Source organism: Halocynthiibacter styelae (assembly GCF_016123485.1).
Taxonomy (GTDB): Bacteria; Pseudomonadota; Alphaproteobacteria; order Rhodobacterales; family Rhodobacteraceae; genus Halocynthiibacter; species Halocynthiibacter styelae.
The window spans coordinates 235,514-254,612 of record NZ_JADCKQ010000003.1 but is presented as its reverse complement, the minus strand read 5'-3'; the positions used below and the strand labels follow the sequence as shown (position 1 = coordinate 254,612).

Annotated in this window: 14 protein-coding genes; 7 read left to right on the top strand and 7 right to left on the bottom strand. The window is 56.0% G+C overall.

From position 1 onward, the window contains the following. Positions 1–11 precede the first annotated feature (11 nt). The 6 genes from H1D41_RS05800 to H1D41_RS05775 all read left to right on the top strand — a co-directional run bounded on the left by H1D41_RS05800 (position 12) and on the right by H1D41_RS05775 (position 8,982). Complete coding sequence (locus tag H1D41_RS05800; protein ID WP_228847999.1) at positions 12–773, top strand: ABC transporter ATP-binding protein; 762 nt, start codon at positions 12–14, stop codon at positions 771–773. A gap of 11 nt (positions 774–784) precedes the next feature. After that, positions 785–1,519, top strand: coding sequence for an ABC transporter ATP-binding protein (locus H1D41_RS05795; protein WP_228847998.1), 735 nt, complete (start codon positions 785–787; stop codon positions 1,517–1,519). 63 nt (positions 1,520–1,582) lie between these two features. Continuing rightward, positions 1,583–3,532: an acetate--CoA ligase gene (gene acs / locus H1D41_RS05790; protein ID WP_228847997.1), complete on the top strand. Its 1,950-nt coding sequence runs from the start codon at positions 1,583–1,585 to the stop codon at positions 3,530–3,532. Positions 3,533–3,839: 307 nt separating this feature from the next. Beyond that, positions 3,840–4,913, top strand: coding sequence for an efflux RND transporter periplasmic adaptor subunit (locus H1D41_RS05785; protein ID WP_228847996.1), 1,074 nt, complete (start codon positions 3,840–3,842; stop codon positions 4,911–4,913). Positions 4,914–4,916: 3 nt separating this feature from the next. Then, positions 4,917–7,967 (top strand): efflux RND transporter permease subunit, encoded by a 3,051-nt coding sequence (locus H1D41_RS05780; protein WP_228847995.1) that lies wholly within the window; start codon positions 4,917–4,919, stop codon positions 7,965–7,967. A gap of 121 nt (positions 7,968–8,088) precedes the next feature. Beyond that, positions 8,089–8,982, top strand: coding sequence for an alpha/beta hydrolase family esterase (locus tag H1D41_RS05775; RefSeq protein ID WP_228847994.1), 894 nt, complete (start codon positions 8,089–8,091; stop codon positions 8,980–8,982). A gap of 34 nt (positions 8,983–9,016) precedes the next feature. Here the strand turns inward: H1D41_RS05775 and H1D41_RS05770 are convergent, their stop codons facing one another. The 5 genes from H1D41_RS05770 to H1D41_RS05750 all read right to left on the bottom strand — a co-directional run bounded on the left by H1D41_RS05770 (position 9,017) and on the right by H1D41_RS05750 (position 15,319). Then, positions 9,017–10,519 (bottom strand): class I adenylate-forming enzyme family protein, encoded by a 1,503-nt coding sequence (locus H1D41_RS05770; RefSeq protein WP_228847993.1) that lies wholly within the window; start codon positions 10,517–10,519, stop codon positions 9,017–9,019. A gap of 126 nt (positions 10,520–10,645) precedes the next feature. After that, positions 10,646–12,115: an NCS1 family nucleobase:cation symporter-1 gene (locus tag H1D41_RS05765; RefSeq protein ID WP_228847992.1), complete on the bottom strand. Its 1,470-nt coding sequence runs from the start codon at positions 12,113–12,115 to the stop codon at positions 10,646–10,648. Positions 12,116–12,237: 122 nt separating this feature from the next. Continuing rightward, positions 12,238–13,701: a dihydropyrimidinase gene (hydA, locus tag H1D41_RS05760; RefSeq protein ID WP_228847991.1), complete on the bottom strand. Its 1,464-nt coding sequence runs from the start codon at positions 13,699–13,701 to the stop codon at positions 12,238–12,240. 14 nt (positions 13,702–13,715) lie between these two features. Then, complete coding sequence (locus H1D41_RS05755) at positions 13,716–14,060, bottom strand: barstar family protein (RefSeq protein ID WP_228847990.1); 345 nt, start codon at positions 14,058–14,060, stop codon at positions 13,716–13,718. Continuing rightward, on the bottom strand, positions 14,057–15,319 hold the full coding sequence (locus H1D41_RS05750; RefSeq protein WP_228847989.1) for a Zn-dependent hydrolase: 1,263 nt from the start codon (positions 15,317–15,319) through the stop codon (positions 14,057–14,059). The genes H1D41_RS05755 and H1D41_RS05750 overlap by 4 nt, the downstream gene beginning before the upstream one ends. Positions 15,320–15,535: 216 nt before the next feature. On the opposite strand from H1D41_RS05750, the gene H1D41_RS05745 reads away from it, so the two are divergent. After that, complete coding sequence (locus tag H1D41_RS05745; protein WP_228847988.1) at positions 15,536–16,156, top strand: TetR family transcriptional regulator C-terminal domain-containing protein; 621 nt, start codon at positions 15,536–15,538, stop codon at positions 16,154–16,156. Between the two features lie 59 nt (positions 16,157–16,215). Here the strand turns inward: H1D41_RS05745 and preA are convergent, their stop codons facing one another. Together preA and H1D41_RS05735 are read right to left on the bottom strand one after the other, a co-directional pair. Next, positions 16,216–17,520, bottom strand: a complete 1,305-nt coding sequence (gene preA, locus H1D41_RS05740) for an NAD-dependent dihydropyrimidine dehydrogenase subunit PreA (RefSeq protein ID WP_228847987.1) — start codon at positions 17,518–17,520, stop codon at positions 16,216–16,218. A 14-nt stretch (positions 17,521–17,534) separates the two neighbouring features. Then, positions 17,535–18,869, bottom strand: coding sequence for an NAD(P)-dependent oxidoreductase (locus tag H1D41_RS05735; protein ID WP_394355386.1), 1,335 nt, complete (start codon positions 18,867–18,869; stop codon positions 17,535–17,537). Positions 18,870–19,099: the final 230 nt, after the last annotated feature.

Here is a 19,099-nt window from a genome sequence, read left to right as displayed (position 1 = left end):
GGGCTGATCTTATGGGTCTTCTCGAAGTCAAAGACGTTGGCAAGCGGTTTGGAGGTCTCCAGGCACTGTCAGATGTGAACCTTTCCGTTCAGGAAAACACGGTTCACGCCATCATCGGGCCGAACGGGGCGGGCAAGTCCACGCTGCTGAACTGCCTGATTGGGAAACTGATCCCCGACACGGGTTCTGTCACCTTTCAGGGGCAATCCGTTCTGGGGCGCAAACCGCATGAAATCAACCAGATGGGTATTTCACGCATCTTCCAGACCCCGGAAATTTTCGGGGATCTGACGGTGCTGGAAAATGTACTGATCCCCTGCTTCGCCAAGCGTGACGGATCCTTCCGTATGCATGCTTTTGAAACGGTTGAGGCCGAAAAAGACCTTAACGAAAAAGCCGTCGCCATGCTGGAAGACGTCAACATGCAGGACAAGCTGCAGATGCAAGCCTCCAGCCTGTCGCGCGGGGATAAACGGCGGCTTGAAATGGCGATGTCACTGGTGCAGGATCCAAAGCTTTTGCTGCTGGATGAACCGACTGCGGGCATGGCGCGTGCCGATACAAACAGCACGATTGATCTGCTGAAAGAGATCAAGGAAAAGCGCGACATCACCATGGCGATCATTGAACATGATATGCATGTGGTGTTCTCGCTAGCAGAACGCATCACGGTTCTGGCCCAGGGCACGCCGCTGGTGGAAGACACGCCAGACAACATCCGTGATCACCCCAAGGTGCGTGAAGCATACCTTGGCGAAACCCAGCAGACATAAAGGACGCGATCATGTCAGTAAAAGCAAAAACCGCATCCGCACCCGCCTATTTCTCTGTCTGGGATCTGCACGCTTATTATGGCGAAAGCTATATCGTGCAGGGCGTGTCTTTTAACGTCCACGAAGGTGAAATCCTGGCATTGTTAGGCCGCAACGGGGCGGGCAAAACCTCCACCCTGCGCGCCATTTCCCGCCTTGATGACCCGATGGTCACGCATGGCGAAATCTGGCTGGACCACCAGCATCTTCACAGCATGAAAAGCCATGAAGCCGCCAAGGCAGGTATGGCACTTGTGCCCGAAGATCGCCGCATCATCCAGGGCCTGACGGTGGAAGAAAACCTGCAACTGGCGCAGATCGTTGAACCTGTCGGCTGGTCGCTGGAACGTCTTTACGATCTGTTCCCGCGTCTTGGGGAACGTCGCAAGCAAGAAGGCACCACGCTGTCAGGCGGCGAACAACAGATGCTCGCCATCGCGCGTGCCCTTGCACGTGATGTGAAAGTCTTGCTGTTGGATGAACCTTATGAAGGCCTGGCCCCTGTTATCGTTGATGAAATCGAGAATACCCTCAACATCATCAAAGAACAGGGCATCACCACCGTGATCGTGGAACAGAACGCCGTGCGCGCGCTGAACCTGGCTGATCGCGCGGTGATCCTTGATACCGGCAGCGTTGTATTTGATGGTTCAGCACAGGAAGTGCTTGATAACGAGGCGCTGCGCGCTGAATATCTCGCTATCTGACCGGAAAACAATTCCGGCAGCGGGGGCATGTTCCCCCGCGCCCACAACAGGGAAACGGAAGAAATGACTGATAAAATGTACCCTCCTGCGGCGGATTTCGCTGCAAACGCCCATGCTGACAAAGCGTCTTACGAAAAAATGTATGCGGAATCACTGGCGGATCCTGATGCGTTCTGGGGCGAACAGGGCAAACGTATTGACTGGATGAAGCCTTATACAAAGGTGAAAAACACCAGTTTTGAACCGGGCAACATTGATATTCGCTGGTATGAAGACGGCACGATGAACGTCGCGGCCAACTGCATTGACCGTCATCTGGCGGAACGTGGCGACCAGACTGCGATCATCTGGGAGGCCGACAGCCCCGACACACCCGCACGCCATATCAGCTATAAAGAGCTGCATGACAACACCTGCCGCATGGCGAATGTGCTGAAGGATCTGGGCGTAAAGAAAGGCCATCGTGTCATTCTGTATCTGCCGATGATCCCCGAAGCCGCCTATGCCATGCTGGCCTGCGCCCGTTTGGGTGCAGTGCATTCCATTGTTTTCGCAGGATTTTCCCCGGATGCCCTGGCGAACCGAATCAATGATTGTGACGCGCGTGTCGTGATCACAGCGGACGAAGCCCCCCGTGGCGGTCGTGTGACGGCGCTGAAATCCAACACCGATGCGGCCCTGCTGCACTGCAAAGACAGCGTGAAAATGCTGGTCGTGAAACACACCGGCGGCCAGACCACCTGGACCCAGGATCGCGACTATGATTACAACGCGCTGGCGGCGGAAGTATCCGCCGATTGCCCTGCGGAAGAAATGAACGCCGAAGATCCGCTGTTCATTCTTTACACATCCGGTTCCACCGGCAAACCAAAGGGCGTTGTGCATTCTTCCGGCGGCTATCTGGTCTATGCGGCAATGACGCATCAGTACACGTTTGATTACCACGATGGCGATGTGTTCTGGTGTACTGCTGACGTGGGTTGGGTCACGGGCCACAGCTATATTGTCTATGGTCCGCTGGCCAATGGCGCGACGACTTTGATGTTTGAAGGTGTGCCAACCTACCCAGACGCAAGCCGTTTCTGGCAGGTCTGTGAAAAGCACAAAGTCAATCAGTTCTACACCGCCCCAACAGCCATTCGTGCGCTGATGGCGTATGGCGAAGACTTTGTTACCAAATGCGATTTGTCCGATATCAAGGTTCTTGGCACCGTGGGTGAACCGATCAACCCAGAGGCCTGGAACTGGTACAATGACGTGGTTGGCAAGGGCACAAAACCCATCGTGGACACCTGGTGGCAGACCGAAACCGGCGGGCATCTGATGACGCCGCTGCCGGGGGCGACGGCGACGAAGCCGGGGTCTTGTACGCTGCCGTTCTTTGGCATTACGCCTGTGATGCTGGATGCCACATCCGGTGAGGAAATCACCACGACGGAAGCCGAAGGCGTGCTGTGTATGCGGGACAGCTGGCCTGGTCAGATGCGCACGGTTTATGGCGATCATGAACGGTTCGAAAAGACCTATTTCAGCGACTATAAAGGCTATTACTTCACCGGTGATGGCGCGCGTCGTGACAGTGATGGCTACTACTGGATCACCGGGCGTGTGGATGATGTGATCAACGTGTCTGGACACCGTATGGGCACCGCCGAAGTTGAGTCAGCTTTGGTTGCCCACGCCAAGGTCGCAGAGGCTGCGGTTGTTGGCTATCCCCATGATATCAAAGGACAAGGCATCTATGCCTATGTCACGCTGATGAACGGGGTAGACCCCACGGATGAGCTGCGCAAAGAGCTTGAAAAATGGGTACGCACCGAAATTGGCCCGATTGCAAAACCGGACCTGATCCAATGGGCACCGGGCCTGCCAAAGACCCGTTCCGGCAAGATCATGCGCCGTATTCTGCGCAAGATTGCTGAGGATGATTTTGGTGCCCTTGGGGACACATCTACACTGGCGGAACCGGCCGTTGTGGATGATCTGATCGCGAACAGGATGAACCGCAGTTAAGGCGCGACACATCCAAATGAGAAACCCGCCGCTCCTCTCCCCGGCGGGTTTCTTTTTGCCTGTATTCAGGCGTATTTTCCCCATGCACACTCCATGCACATCTTATGCACATTCCATGCATATACGCAGAACGCCCCATTTACCCTTTCAAAACTGCACAACCGGTTTTTCACCCCTGCACCTAACTGAACTTGACAGTTCACTTTTTCAGGCGCAGAGACTGGACAAACGCGCGAAGTTGCACCACTCAAGGTGGATTGCTACGCTATGAGCGCACCCCTGGTCTTGTTTTCGCAAAGGACAGCTTATGAATTCTGCACTCTCCCGCAGCACCTCGATGCTTTCAGCCGGGGCAATTGCCCTGACACTGGCACTTCCCCTGCCCCTTTCTGCGCAGGAGGCTGAAGCAAAGATCCGTCCCGCGCGTCTGATCGAAATCGCTGAAATTGATCCACTGACGCACATCAACCTGCCTGCGGTGATTGAACCTGCAAAGGAAGCGACACTGACCCTTCAGGTTGGCGGGGTTCTGACCGAACTGCCGGTGATCGAAGGTCAACCGGTGGCGGAAGGGGATCTGATTGCCCAGGTGGATCGCACGGTTCTTCTGAACAATGTTGCCCAGGCACAGACACAGTTTGAGAATGCTGAACTGGAATTCACCCGCGCCGAAAGCCTGCTGCCGCAACAGGCGATTGCGCAAAGCACCTATGACCAGCGCAAGGTGCAGCGCGATATTGCAGAACTGTCCTTGCAGGCGGCGCAGAAACAACTGGATGACGCCACGCTGAGTGCACCGTTTTCAGGTGTGATTTCATCGCTGAATGTCAGCCAGTTTCAGACCGTTTCGCCGCAAACTGCAGTGGCCACCCTGCAAAGCAATGACACATTTGAAGCCATCGCCCACCTGCCTGCCCGCGCGTTGCAGAACCCGGATCAGATTGACGTGCAGCGTACAGAAATCATCCTGGATATTGCACCTCTGAACCCGATCACCGCCGTGTTCAAATCCATTGACCCGCAGGCGGACCCGGCCAGCCAGACCTTTGAAGTGCGTTTCTCTTTTGATGCGCCGTCCGATTTCCTGGTGCTGCCGGGCATGACCGGCGAAGTGCAGGCCGATCTGCTGTATACCGGGAATGCAGCCAGCAATTTCAATGTGCAGGTGCCACTGGCTGCCGTGCAATCCGCCGCGGGCCAGACATTTGTCTGGATCGTTGATACGGACACAATGACCGTTTCCCGCCGCGATATCACAGTGGCCGAAGCCATTGGTGCCAGCCTGCCGGTTGTTGAGGGTCTGGAAGCCGGTGACACGATTGTTGGTGCGGGTGCCTCTTACCTGCACGAGGGTCAGCAGATCCGCCGGTATGAGGATTGATCCATGAGCATCGCTGAATTTTCGATCAGGAACCGCCTGATCGCCGCCATTGTGATCCTGGGCAGCCTTTTGGGTGGCTGGATTGCCTATGAAAAAATGCCACGGTTTGAAGACCCGGAATTCACCATTCGCACGGTTGAGGTTTTCACCCAATACCCAGGTGCAACCCCGGAAGAAGTGGCGAATGAAGTGTCTGAAGTGCTGGAAAGTGAATTCCAGCAGATGCAGGAAGTCGAAGAAGTCCGGTCTGTTTCCACAGATGGCCTGTCACGTCTGTCGATCGACATTAAGTTCGATTTCTCACCCAATAAAGATTCCCTGCAACTGATCTATACCAAGATCCGCAACCGCGCCCGCGATGCCGCGCGTCAACTGCCCCCCGGCGCAAGTGATCCCATCGTAAATGACGATTTCGCGGATGTGTACGGGCTGTATTATGTGCTGACCAGCGACGGGTTTTCCCCGCGCGAGATGCATGAATACGCCAAGAACCTGCGCCGCGCACTGCTGACTGTCGATGGTGTTGGCAAAGTGTCGATCCAGGGCGCTTTGAACGAAGCGATCTATATCGAATTCAGCCAGGAACAGATCGCGGCAGCCGGTACCTCTGTGGATCAGATTTTTAACCAGCTCAGCAAACATTCTTCGGTTGCTGCTGCCGGTGAGGCCAGCCTTGATGGCCGCCGCCTGACCATTCAGCTGCCCCCCACAACCGAAACCATCACTGCACTGGAAAATACGATTGTGTCTGTTGGCAATGATGGCCGTGTGCTGCGCCTGCGCGATATGGCCAGCGTGACCCGCGGCTATCAGGACCCGCCCCAGCAGCTGATGCGTTATAACGGCCTGCCTGCGCTTGGGATTGGTGTATCTGCCGTTTCCGGTGAAAACATCGTGCGCGTGGGCGGTCTTGTGAACGCACGACTGGCCGAAATGGAAAGTGAACGCCCGATTGGTCTGGAGCTTGAAACCTATTACGACCAGGCCGGGATCGTGGATCTTTCCGTGAAAGATTTCGCCGTCAACGTGGCCATGGCGCTGGCGATTGTTCTGGTGACCCTTGGCATCTTCATGGGCATTGGCCCGGCGGTTGTCATCGGTGGCGTGCTGGTCCTGACCATCGCGGCCACCCTGACGGTGATGTATCTCTGGGGCGTGCCGATGCACCGGATTTCCCTTGGTGCGTTGATCATTGCGCTGGGGATGCTGGTGGATAACGCGATTGTTGTGACTGAGGGCATTCTGATTGGTGTGAAAGCCGGGAAGAAGAAACTGGACGTTGCGATTGATATTGTCGCGAAAACCAAATGGCCCCTGCTGGGTGGCACGATTGTCGGCATCATCGCCTTTGCGCCCATTGGCTTTGCGCCCGGGGCAACTGCGGAATTCACCGGCGATCTGTTCTGGGTGATCTTTATCTCGCTGTCTTTCAGCTGGATCTTTGCGATCACCGCTGTGCCCCTCTTTGCTGATATCCTGTTTAAGGAAAGCAAAGGCGAGGTTGAAGTGAAGCCCGAGGGCGTCTTCATGCGTGGATACAAAGCCTTTATGGTTGTCGTTCTGCGCCTGAAATACCTGGTTCTTGCCGGCGCTGTCGGGGCCTTTGTTCTGGCGGTCATGGGCTTTGCCTATGTGATCCCGGGCTTTTTCCCGGCCTCAACCAGCCCGCAGATTGTGGTTGATTACCGCCTGCCGGAAGGCGCGGATATTCAGCAGACGGACGCAGATATTCAGGTGATCGAAGACTTCGTCGGCGGACTTGAAAACGTCAGCGATGTGCATGCTCTGGTTGGATCGGGCACATTGCGTTTCATGCTGGTTTATGCGCCGGAAAGCGCCAATGCGGCCTATGGGCAGCTGTTGATCAAAGTGTCTGAATATGAAGCGATTGATCACCTGATCCCGGAAATCCAGACCTGGCTTGATCAGAATATGCCGGACAGCCAGGCAAAAGTCTGGCGCTTCCAGCTTGGGCCAGGTGGCGGATCCAAGATCGAAGCCGAATTCCATGGACCCGACCCAAAGGTTCTGCATGAACTGGCCGCCGAAGCGACCGCAATCATGGCCGCCAACCCGGATGCGATTTCGGTGAAAACCGACTGGTACAATCCGGTGCCTGTGATTGAACCCGTGATCAATGAAGTCCGTGCCCGTCGCCTTGGCATCACCCGCGAAGACATTGCCAATGCGATCAATATCAGCTTTTCCGGTCGCACCATGGGCACCTTCCGGGATGGTGACACGCTGATCCCGATTATTCAACGTGCCCCGGAACGGGAACGCCGGGGGATCGACAGCATGGGTTCCATCCAGATCGCAAGCCAGGTCACGGGGGCCACTGTGCCGCTGGATCAGCTTGTGGATGGCTATCGCACGATCTGGCGCGATGCGATGGAAATCCGCGTGAACCGCGTGCCGGTGATCACCGCGCAAAGTGACCCCGCCTCCGGTGTGCTGGCGGGCGATCTGCAGAAGGCCTTGCAGGCGGATATCGAAGCGATCGAACTGCCCGCCGGATATTCCATGAAATGGAGTGGTGAATTTGGTGACAGCGCCGAGGCAAATGAAGACCTTGCCTCAACCATCCCCGTGGGTTTTGTCGCGATGGTTCTGACTGTGGTTCTGCTGTTCAACGCGATCCGTCAGCCAGTGCTGATCTTCCTGACCATGCCTCTGTCGATCATCGGGGTTGTCATTGGCCTGCTTGTGATGGGCGTGCCGATGGAATTCATGGCGATCCTGGGCGTGTTGTCCCTGTCCGGCCTGCTGATCAAAAACGCGATTGTGCTGGTCGATCAGATGGATCTTGAGATTGGCGAAGGCATGCCGCGTTTTGATGCGGTAGTCGACAGTGCCGCCAGCCGGGTGCGCCCGGTGATGATGGGGTCACTGACCACGGTGCTGGGGGTTTTGCCGCTGCTTGGGGATGCGTTCTTTAAGTCCATGGCGGTGGTTCTGATCTTTGGCCTGAGCTTTGCAACGCTGCTGACGCTGATCGTTGTGCCCGTGCTTTATGTGATCTTCTTCCGCATTAAGGCGACCGAACGCGCCTGATCCGCATACCAACACACAAACGCCCCGGAGATTGTAAAACCCCCGGGGCGTTTTCTTATGGTTTTCAGGCGAATTGAAGGGTAACCATTCAACCATAAGAAATTTCACATGAGCATTTTCCATGATCACCCCGCTGCGCCTTGCGACCCTGCTTGTCCTTCTGACAGCCGCGTGGCTTGGGATATTCAGAAGCTATATCTTCCCGGAGCTTGCGGATCTTGTGCAGGAAACCACCTGCGGTGCCCCCGGCCAGGCCTGCCCCCTGATGGATCGCAACTACAACGCGTTGATCCCTACAGGCGATGGCCCCTTTCCCGTGGTCGTGTTTTTTCACGGCTCTGCCCTGACTGGCAAAGACATCATCACGCGGGAACATCTGGTGCGCCCCTTCATTGAACGCGGCTATGCTTTTGTGGCCCCCACTGCGGGGCTGGTCAGATATGGCGATGGCGGTATGAGAACCGGCTGGCGACATGATGGTACGAACGGAAACAATAACGACTATGCGTTCATACAGGCTCTGCTCAATGATGTGACGGATCGCTTTCCATTGGATGACGCCCGCATATTGATCGCAGGGCATTCGAATGGCGGGATTTTCTCATGGTATCTGGCCTGCGCGGATATCGATCCCCGCCTGACGGCTTTCGCCCCGGCCTCAGGCACGCCGATTGTCAGGTACCCGGGCAATTGCCAGACAGATGTGCCGGATTACCACCTGATGCATACCCATGGCTTAAGTGACCCGGTTGTGCCTTTTGAGGGGCTGCCACGCCAGAACGGATATCAGGGATTTGTTTCCACAGAAGAGGCAACTTCAACCCTGGCGCAACGTGCCGGATGCGTCGGGGCCATCAAGACCAGTGCAGGGTCGTTTCAGGCGACCAACTGGCAAAGTTGCCGGGAAGGGCTGTATATCGGCTTTGCAACATATGACGGCGGGCACAGCATCACGCGTGCATGGCCGGATTATATCCTGGACTGGTATGAGGCCCTGCCCGCCGGAAATTTCTGAAGTTTCCGGGACGTTTTCTTTCAAAGAAAACGGGTCACAACCGCGCGCGTAGTTCTGTTTTCAGGACTTTACCATAATTGTTCTTCGGCAGTTCCGGCACAAAGAGGTAATCTTTGGGACGTTTGAAACGGGCAATGTTGTTAAGACAGTGAGCCTCCAGCACCGTCACATCAGACCTTACGCCAGGCGCGACAACCACAAAAGCCACCACCTCCTCGCCCCATTCCGCGCTCACGCGGCCAACGACAGACACCTCATGCACAGAGGGATGGGTCAGCAGGCATTCCTCAACCTCACGCGGATAGATGTTTGAGCCGCCGGAAATAATCATATCCTTGCTACGATCCTTAAGGGTCAGATAGCCATCTTCATCCAGCGCCCCCATATCCCCGGTCATCAGCCAGCCGTTCACCAGGGTCTTTTCCGTCGCAGCATGGTTGCGCCAATACCCGGGCATCACCGGCAGGCCCTGCACCATGATCTCGCCTGTCTGACCCGCTGGCAGGGGCCTGCCAGCGGTGTCACCAATCATGACATCCACAATACTCTGGGCGCGTCCCACAGATCCCAGCCGTTCCCGCCAGCGGGAATGGCTGCGATCCGCCACTTCACAACGCGACAAAGCCGTGATCCCCATCGGACATTCACCCTGACCATAGATCTGCACAAAGACCGGGCCGAAGTGATCCACCGCTTCAATAATATCGGCGTTATACATCGGGCCACCGGCGTAAACGATTGTACGCAGGCCTTCACCTTTGCGACCGCAGGCCTTTGCTGCATCCAGCAGATAGCGCACCATGGTCGGGGCCATGAACATCTGGACCGATCCGAAATGCGCCGCCAGGTCCAGGGTTTCGCCTGCATCAAATCCACCGGACAGTGGGCAAACATGGCGGGCACCGGCGCGAATATGCAGCATGGAGTAAATCCCGGCCCCGTGTGACATGGGCGCGCCGTAGATCACCGCGTCTTCCGCACGGACCTCATCCACATCATTCGTGTAGGCCAGCGACATGGCCGTCAGCATGCCGTGGGTCATCATCACCCCTTTGGGCTGGCCCGTGGTGCCGGAGGTGTAGAACAGCCAGGCAAGGTCATTCGCCCCGCGCGGGGTGATGGGCAGGGGATCAGCGGAACAAAACCCGGTGAACCGATCTGAGGTCACATCCACCAGAGCCACATCCGTGACCTCGCCCAGCGCCTGTAGCAGATCAGATGTCACACAGCACAGCTTCGCCCCGGCATTTTCCAGGATCCAGGCCGCTTCGCGTGCGTGCAGTTTATTGTTGATAGGCACAATCGCAGCACCGGCAATCCAGGCGGCGTACTTCACCACCAGATATTGCGGGCAGTTCTTCACAAAAGTCGCGACACGATCACCCGGCGCTACGCCCATATCCCGCAGACTGTGGGCCAGACCAGCCGCCCGGGCATAAAACGCCCCGTAATCCGCAATCAGATCCTGCCCCAGAAACAGGGCCGGGCTTTGCGGGTGTTCACGCGCCGTGCGCTCCAGCCAATGTGCAAGGTTCATGATGTTGCCTCCTCCTCTTCCCCGCTGCGATCATGTCCCCGCGCGACCAGCCCCGCAACCCCTGCGCCGCAACGTAAAACGCGGCACCCAAGAGCACCGCGTTTCATAAGGTTTATAAAGACCGGTTTACTTGCCCAAGGCTTTCGCCAGCACAAGATACGCCGCACCTGCAACAAACAGACCCACGAACCAGGCATAGGTGTAGATCGTCGCAAAGATACCTGTCGCCGGATCCGCCAGCCCAACAGAACCCAGGAAGCCCGGAAGGTTCGGCAGAATACCGATGATCAGCGCGCCCATTCCGGCCCAGTTGATACCGTCACCATAGATACCGGAACGACGGAACAGATCGCCGACGTTCAGCTCTTGCTTGCGGTGGATATAGTAATCCGCCAGCATGATGCCTGCGATCGGACCCAGCAGCGCGGAATAGGCAATCAGCCAGCCGATGATGTGGTTCACAAGGATCCATGGGAACATCACCAGACCAATCGCCGCGGTGATATAACCACCTTTACGCAGGTTGATTTTGCCCGGTGCCAGGTTTGAGAACCCATGCGCAGGCGCCACAACATTGGCCGCAAGGTTGGTTGTCAGGGTTGCAACGATCAGCGCAAACAGCGCGATGATCACGGCGAAACCGCCCATCTTTTCGGTCAGGGCAATCGGATCCCAGATTGGTTCGCCAAAGATCACCACGGTCGCAGATGTCACCGCAGAGGCAATGAACGCAAACAGCGCCATTGGGATCGGCAGACCAATCGCCTGGCCTTTGATCTGATCCTTTTGCGATGCCGCATGACGGGTGAAATCCGGGATGTTCAGGGCAAGTGTCGCCCAAAAACCAACCATGCCCGTCAGGCTTGGCCAGAAGACGCCCCAGAACTGGCCTTCTTTTTCACCACCGGGATCAAACGCACTTGGGGTCGACAGCATTTCGCCAAAACCACCGGCGCTGACCCAGGCCCAGGCCAGAAGGGCAAAGCCCATGGCCAGCAGGAAAGGTGCCGCATAGGTTTCCAGCCAGCGGATGGATTCTGTGCCGTTTTTGATGAAATACAAATGCAGCGCCCAGAAGGCGAGGAAGCAGATAAACTGCCCGAGATTGATACCAAGGAAGCCAATAATGTCACCATCAATCGCACCACCGGTCAGCTTGTTGATGATCACATAGATCGCAGAACCACCAACCCAGGTCTGAATGCCGAACCAGCCACAGGCCACAATGCCCCGCGCCACCGCCGGAATTTTCGCGCCAACAGGGCCAAAGCTTGACCGCAAAAGAACCGGAAACGGGATACCGTATTTCGTGCCCGCATGGCCGACAAGCACCATAGGAATAAGCACGATGAGATTGGCCAGCAGGATGGTCATCACTGCCTGATCCCAGCTCATGCCTGCGCCAATCAGATAAGACGCCAGCAGATAGGTCGGAATACAAACAACCATCCCCACCCAAAGTGCGGCGATGGACACCCAGTCCCAATTGCGCTGTTCGCGCGTCGTTGGCAACTGGTCTTCATTATAAAGGTCACTGTCCAGCCCGCTCAGGCTGGCATAGTGGATCCCCTCTTCCACTTCATAACTGTCACTCATGTTTCTCCTCCCGAGATGCGGCCTTTGCGGCCTGATTTATTTTCTGTCCTTCTTATTGCAACTGCCCGCCCGTTTCCTCCCGGCGGACAGTTGATTGGTATTCAGACCGGGGGGATCTCTCCTCAGATGCCCGCCGGAATGTTCATGGGATCGCGCTGAATTTGCTTCGGCGCGGTCAGTTCTTTCCATTTGCTCAGCGCAACGTTCGCGCTTGGGAACGCCGGGCGCGGCACGAATCGGCCACGGCCTGGCTGGGGCTGGCTGTTCTGCCCCCAGGCCCAGATCACATCGCCACGCGACAGGGTGTAACGGGCCTGGGCTTTGACGTTGAAGCCCTCAAACACGTTGTAATCCAGCACAGAATGATGGTTCGCCTGTGAAATGGTTTTAGAAATCTTCGGATCCCAGACGACGATATCGGCATCCGCCCCTTCAACAATCGCACCCTTTTTCGGATAGATGTTCAGGATCTTCGCCACATTGGTTGAGGTCGCTGCAACAAATTCATTCGGCGTCAGACGGCCGGTTTCCACCCCTTCGGTCCAGAGCACGGCAAGACGTTCTTCCAGCCCGTTTGACCCGTTCGGGATCAGGCAAAAGTTGTCCTTGCCCATCAGTTTTTGTTCGCTGGTGAAGGCCGCGTGATCGGTTGCAACAACCTGCAAAGACCCGCTTTGCAGACCGGCCCAGAGACTGTCCTGATGTTCCTTATTGCGGAAGGGCGGCGACATGACGCGGCGGGCGGAATGCATCCAATCGCCTTTGAAATACTCGCTTTCGTCCAGCGTCAGAAACTGAATCAAAGGTTCGCCATAAACGCGCATACCTTTTTGGCGCGCACGGCGGATGGCTTCATGGGCCTGCTCACAACTAACGTGCACGATATACAAAGGCACGCCGGCGGCATCGGCAATGGTGATCGCGCGGTTGGCGGCTTCGCCTTCAAATTCAGGCGGGCGGGAATAAGCGTGGCCTTCCGGGCCAGTGATGCCTTCGGCCATAAATTTCTGCTGCATTTCTGCGACAAGATCACCGTTTTCCGCATGCACCATTGGTAACGCGCCAAGCTCGCGACAACGCTTGAAAGAGGCGAACATTTCATCGTCCTCGATCATTAAGGCACCCTTGTAAGCCATGAAGTGTTTGAAGGAATTGACGCCCATATCGACCGCGTCTTTCATCTCGTTAAAGACGTTTTCATTCCAGCCGGTGATCGCCATGTGATAGCCGACGTCGGAACAGATCTGCGGCGCAGATTTACGGTGCCATTCATTGATCGCGTTCTTGATGGAGCCATCTTCGCCAGGCAGGCAGAAATCAACAACCATCGTCGTACCACCACAGGCCGCGGCCCAAGTGCCAGATTCGAAGGTTTCCGCCGCAGTCGTCCCCATGAAAGGCATTTCCAGATGCGTATGCGGATCAATCCCGCCGGGGATCACATAGGCCCCTTCCGCATCAATATATTCATCGCCCTTCAGATCCTCACCGATCTGCTTGATGATTTCGCCTTCGATCAGAACATCGGCTTTATAAGTGCGATCCGCCGTGCAAACCGTGCCGCCCTTGATTACTTTCGTGGTCACTTTGTTTCTCCTCCCTAATCGTAGAAAGCGAGCGCAATAAGCGGGTTCAATCCCGGTTCAGTGCATCTGTAATTCACAAATGCACTACATTCCAAAAGATCGAGCCATTGCTTCGGGCCAGCTTTCTTGAAGTATTTATAATTTCTGATTTTGATCGTCAGAACGTTACCACGCGCCACGTGAATTTTCGTCATTCCAGCATTGGGTTCGTCGACAGACGTCATGCAATCAATCCAGGCGTCCATATTCCGCCCATAAAAGTCGGGAAAACCCATCACGTTCGCAAACGTATCGTGAAAACCGTCGCTTCCAACGAGTTTCTTCCCGTCTAATTCTATGACCACACTCTTTGCTGTCACCCAACGATCCCCGCCGTTTCCACCACCGCATGCAGCAGCACATCCGCACCGGCTGTGGCCCACTCTTTGCTGATCTCTTCAGCCTCATTATGGGACAACCCGTCCACACAGGGACACATGATCATCGCGGTGGGGGCAACATCATTGATCCAGCAGGCATCATGGCCCGCACCGGAAATAATATCCATGTGGGAATAGCCCAGACGTTGCGCCGCATCACGTACAGCACCCACGCATTTTTCATCAAAGGCAGGCGGGTTGAATTGGCCGACGATTTCACATTTGAAATCAACGCCGATCCCCTCGCAAAGGCCCGGCGCGCGGGCGTTGAATTCATCCACCATACCCTCAAGCTTATCTAAAAGATGCGTGCGCATATCAACGGTGAAGACCACCTTACCCGGGATCACATTGCGGGAATTCGGATAGACATCAATATGTCCGATCGCCCCCACCGCACCCGGTTGGTTTTTCATCGCGATTTCATGCACAAGTTCCGTCACAAGTGCCAATCCACGCCCAGCATTTTTGCGCATATGCATGGGGGTTGAGCCGGTATGGCTATCCTTGCCCGTGACCGTACATTCGATCCAGCGCAAGCCCTGACCATGGGTGACAACGCCGATGTCTTTCTTCTCGGCCTCAAGAATTGGGCCTTGTTCAATGTGCAGCTCAAAAAACGCATGCATTTTACGTTCACCCACAGGTTCGTCGCCGCGCCAGCCAATGCGTTTCAGCTCATCCCCGAATTTTTTACCTTCGGCATCCTCAATGTCATAGGCCCAGTCTTCCGTATGACGACCGGTAAACACGCCAGAGGCCAGCATGGCAGGCGCAAAACGTGTGCCTTCCTCATTGGTCCAGTTGGTGGCAACGATGGGATGTTTTGTCTTGATGCCAAGATCGTTCAGGGTGCGGATCAGTTCCAACCCGCCAAGCACCCCGAGAATACCGTCGTATTTACCGCCCGTTGGCTGTGTGTCCAGGTGGCTGCCCACATAGACCGGCAACGCATCCGGATCGGTGCCAGCGCGCTGCGCAAACATATTTCCCATGGTGTCGACACCCATGGTGCAGCCCGCATCTTCGCACCATTTTTGAAACAGCGTGCGGCCCTCGGCGTCTTCATCGGTCAGGGTCTGGCGGTTGTTGCCACCCGCCACGCCCGGCCCGATCTTCGCCATTTCCATAAGGGTTTCCCACAGGCGGTCCCCGTTGATTTTCAGGTTCACACCGGGTGCGATTGCGTCTGCTGGCATGGTTTCTCCTCCCCCGCTTGCTATGTGGACAGTGGCCAGAACGGGGGCTGAGCAATGCTTATGTTTCAGACCCCATTTTGACCAAATGGTCAGGATCAAGCTATCACGGCGCTGTGATCAGTCAATAAAAAGCGCGCCCAGACGGTGTATTTTTCCACCACCTTGCATTAAGAGCCGCCGACAGGCATAAATTTATCAGTGAATAACAGGCTTACAGTGACAAAATCAGCGGATAAAAACGGCAAAACCCGGATACAGCGCGAAAAGCGTAAACAGATACTTGAGGCCGCTCTGGATGTGTTTTCGCAGTTTGGCTATCGCGGTTCAACCATTGATCAGATCGCGAAAGCTGCGGGTCTGTCAAAGCCGAATCTTCTGTATTACTTCCCTTCCAAAGACGCGATCCATGCGGAACTGCTGTCGGGCCTGATGGACAGCTGGCTGGATCCGATGCGGGCCCTGAATGCGGATGGCGACCCTAAAGAAGAGATCCTGTCTTACGTGCGCCGCAAACTACAAATGAGCCGTGATTTCCCCCGCGAAAGCCGGTTGTTTGCCAATGAAATCATCCAGGGCGCGCCACGCATTCTTCCCGCGATTGAGGGAGAACTGCGCGATCTGGTTGCGGAGAAATCCGCGATAATACAAGGCTGGATTAATACGGGTCGGATTGCCCCGCTTGATCCGCAACACCTGCTGTTTTCGATCTGGTCGCTGACCCAGCATTACGCTGATTTTGAGGTCCAGGTCCGCGCGATTATGCCAAGTGAAGAACGGGTTTATCCCCGTGCCGAAGAACATCTGGAAACTTTGTTTACCCGGATGCTCTCCGTTTAGGGCCCATTTTCTTTGAAAGAAAATGACCCGGAGTTTTTGAAAAACTCCGGGATGCTTCACTATTCCGCTGCCGTTGCAGACGGATTGTTGGGGTGTTGCGTCCAGTTGCCGTAATCTGGGCTGACCGGCGTGTTGGTGCGTTCATCCATCATGCCAGGCTCCAGTGTTTCCATGGTGATACAGCCTTCCACCGGACAGACGTTCACGCAAAGATTACAGGCCACGCATTCGCTGTCATCCACATCAAACACACGGTCCTCTGACATGGTTATCGCCTGATGCGAGGTATCTTCGCAGGCCGCATAACAACGACCGCAGGAAATACAGGCATCCTGATCAATCCGCGCTTTGGTGACATGGTTCAGGTTAAGATACTGCCAGTCGGTGACGTTTGGCACAGCTTTGCCTGAGAATTCATCGGTGCTGTAATAGCCCTTTTCATCCATCCAGGCGGACAGGCCTGCGGTCATTTCTTCAATGATCCGGAAACCATAGGTCATCACGGCGGTACACACCTGCACGTTGCCTGCGCCCAGCGCCATGAATTCCGCCGCGTCACGCCAGGTGGTTACGCCACCGATTGCCGAGATCGGCAGGTTTGCGGTTTCTGCGTGTCGCGCAATTTCCGCCACCATATTCATCGCGATTGGCTTCACCGCCGGGCCGCAATAACCGCCATGCGTGCCTTTGCCGTCAATCATCGGTTCGGGGCACATCGCATCCAAATTCACAGAGGTGATTGAATTGATCGTGTTGATCAAACTAACCGCATCTGCCCCGCCCCGCATTGCGGCTTCGGCCGGGTGAATGATGTTGGTGATGTTTGGCGTCAGCTTTACGATCACCGGCATGCGGGTGTTTTGTTTGCACCAGCGGGTCACCATTTCGATGTATTCCGGCACCTGGCCAACAGCCGCGCCCATGCCACGTTCCGCCATGCCGTGGGGGCAGCCAAAGTTCAGCTCGATCCCGTCCGCACCGGTTTCTTCCACCACGGGCAGGATCGCTTTCCAGGCCTCTTCTTCGCAGGGCACCATCAGGGACACCACAACCGCGCGATCCGGGTAGTCATTCTTGACCGCTTTGATTTCGCGCAGGTTCTGCTGCAGGGGCCGATCTGTGATCAGCTCGATGTTGTTCAGGCCCAGCAAGCGCCGGTCTGCACCAAAGATCGCGCCGTAACGCGGACCGTTGACGTTGACCACGGGCGGGCCTTCGGAGCCCAGAGTTTTCCAGACAACACCACCCCAGCCCGCTTCAAAGGCGCGGCGCACGTTGTATTCCTTATCCGTCGGCGGGGCCGAGGCCAGCCAGAACGGGTTGGTGGATTTAATGCCGACAAAATTTGATCTCAGATCAGCCATATCGTTTTCCTCCCTCAGCCCATCAGGCTTTTGTTGATATCTTCCGCAGCATCCCGGCCCTCGGCCACCGCTGTCACGGTTAGATCGTCGCCACCGGATGCACAATCACCGCCAGCCCAGACACCGCTAAGGCTGGTCGCGCCGCTGTCAGTCACAGCGATCTTGCGCCCTTCCAGTTTCACCCCCTCAGGTGTTTCACCCAGTGTCTGACCAATGGCCTTGAAGATCTGATCCGCTGGCAGGGTCACGATTTCGCCGGTGCCTTTCAGGCCGGATCCATCATCCGTGGTGTATTCCAATTCAATGCCTTCGCATTTTCCGTTCCCCAGCACGCGTTTGGGCTGGGTGTTTTCCAGAATGCGCACGCCATGTACGGCGGCGAGATCCTGTTCAAAACCAGAGGCCCCCATTTTATCGCGGGTACGACGATAGGAAATTGTGACGTTTTCTGCGCCGAGCAGTTTGGACTGCACGGCGGCATCCACCGCTGTCATGCCGCCACCGATGACCACCACATTGCGCCCAACGGGCAGTTTTGCCAGATCATCCGCCTGGCGCAGATCAGAGATAAAATCGACCGCGTCACGCACGCCGTCTTTGTCTTCGCCATCCGCACGCAGAGCATTCACCCCGGCCAGACCGATAGACAGGAACACGGCGTCATAGTCACTTTGCAAGGTGGCCAGATCCAGGTTTTCACCCAGACGTTTGCCATATGTCAGGGAAATCCCGCCGATAGACATCAGCCATTCGACCTCACGCGCGGCGAAATCATTGGTGGATTTATAAGCGGCAATACCAAATTCATTCAGGCCACCCGCTTTGGCGCGACCATCAAACATATCAACGTCGTGACCATGTGACGCCAGACGATGCGCACAAGACAGGCCCGCAGGTCCGGCGCCAATCACGGCGATTTTTTTGCCGGTGCTTTCAGCGCGGGTAAAAGGCTGATCCGCGTGGGACATCAGGCTGTCGGTCGCAAAGCGTTGCAAACGACCAATTTCCACGGGCTTGCCTTCGGCGGTTTCCCGGACGCAGACCTCTTCGCAAAGGGTTTCGGTTGGGCAGACCCGCGCACACATGCCGCCCAGGATATTCTGGCTGAGAATGGTTTTCGCTGCCTCATCCGGCATGCCCGCCTGGATCTGGCGAATGAACATCGGGATGTCGATATCTGTCGGACAGGCCGTGGTGCAAGGCGCGTCATGGCAGAAATAACATCTGTCCGCCGCCACCAAAGCTTCATGCGGGGCATAGCCCGGATGAAGGTCGCTGAAGTTGTCCTCATATGCGCCGTCTTCAAGGCGCGCCGGGGCTATGCCCGGAGTCATCTGGCTGTTTGGCATCGTGGCCTCCCCGCTGGATTTACAGTTCTCCTCTGACAAAAATCGTGACACAGGTTCAATTTTTTATCAATTGGTAAAATTTACATATTCCGCCGCAGCGCAGCAATTACACGGAATGCCCATATTTATAGATAGTTGAGGAAAAACAGGCGAAATTCCCCCGCTGACCTATGGGAAAGCAGGGTTTGCAGCCGGGCTGTTGTAGCGTATAAGCGGCAGAGAATTGAAAG